General features: G+C 36.8%; 2 protein-coding genes. Both read right to left on the reverse strand.

Annotation, left to right across the window (positions count from 1 at the left end; genetic code table 11):
- Positions 1 to 85: 85 nt before the first annotated feature.
- The gene (locus QUA13_RS32595; RefSeq protein ID WP_333205249.1) at positions 86 to 385 is read right to left on the reverse strand and encodes a hypothetical protein; all 300 of its coding nucleotides are present in this window, start codon (positions 383 to 385) and stop codon (positions 86 to 88) included.
- A gap of 51 nt (positions 386 to 436) precedes the next feature.
- On the reverse strand, positions 437 to 697 hold the full coding sequence (locus tag QUA13_RS32600) for a hypothetical protein (protein WP_333205250.1): 261 nt from the start codon (positions 695 to 697) through the stop codon (positions 437 to 439).
- Positions 698 to 1090: the final 393 nt, after the last annotated feature.

Raw genomic sequence — 1090 nt, forward strand, 5'->3', positions numbered from 1 at the left:
AATACGTCAATATACTTACACACAGAAAATCATTTAGGATTGCTCTAGATATAGAAAATCATTTAGGATTGCTATATCAGGATTTTCACAAGTTATGTTTTTGCTTTAAATATTCCCATTTTGCTTGTTTGTCTGGATCGTCAAAATCCAGCGGTTCCGGTACAGCATCTCGATCGAATAAACCTTGAAATGCCTTCACGTTAGTTTTAAACTTTTTTTGAGGTGCTTCAGGTGCGATCGCATTTTCTGACGCGCTGGCTTGTTTAACCGTATCAGGTAGCTGCAAGACGATGATTTCTACATCTCCCGGCGGCAGATTCACGGGTTCCACAACTACCAAGTTGCCAGTTGCATCGATTTTACCTCTAAGTTTGTATGCTTGCACGGTAATCTCCGATAACTATGTTTCTATTATATGACATAATAACTTGCTTCATTACCAATCCTCTTCACCACCAATCTTAATGTCTCTGCTTTGAATCTCTTCTATAAAAGTTTTTAAACTGGGATTTTCTGCGTAATGCTTCATCAAAACTTTATGCTTGCGATATTGTTTTGAAATTATTCGATAATATTCAGGATTTTTAGCATTAGCGTCGATCGTAGGATTGTTTTTTTTCGCAAGTTGCGAATTTAAAGCCTTGAGACAGTTGGTAACTTTAGATTTTTTATTTTCGTCTGGATACAGTGGAAGCAACCAACACTCAATAGAATGTACGGAGATTGCAAATATAATTTTTTGTTGATATTGGCTGTAAAAATCATCGCCGATCGCACCCCTAAACTTTTCAATAACTTTTTCAATTAACTGCTGAGGAGTAAATTCACCGTTTTCATCTTGCTTGGGGATATTATAATCGTCTGAAACATCCGTATCTATCTGGATAATGATATAGTCAATAGATTGGAAGGCTTGTTTAAACTCGCTTGACTGACAATATTTAAAAAGTAGAGTCCAGCCGCCGTATGTGGATTTATCTCTGTCTGGTTGAAGTGGTCTGATATCTAAATTTGGGCTCTTCTGGAGTCAAGGTGATAAGCAAAACTAATTAGAAAAGCAAGCTAATAGCCTCGCCCGAAAGTTATCAAA

The organism is Microcoleus sp. S28C3 (assembly GCF_036700785.1).
Lineage (GTDB): Bacteria > Cyanobacteriota > Cyanobacteriia > Cyanobacteriales > Microcoleaceae > Microcoleus > Microcoleus asticus.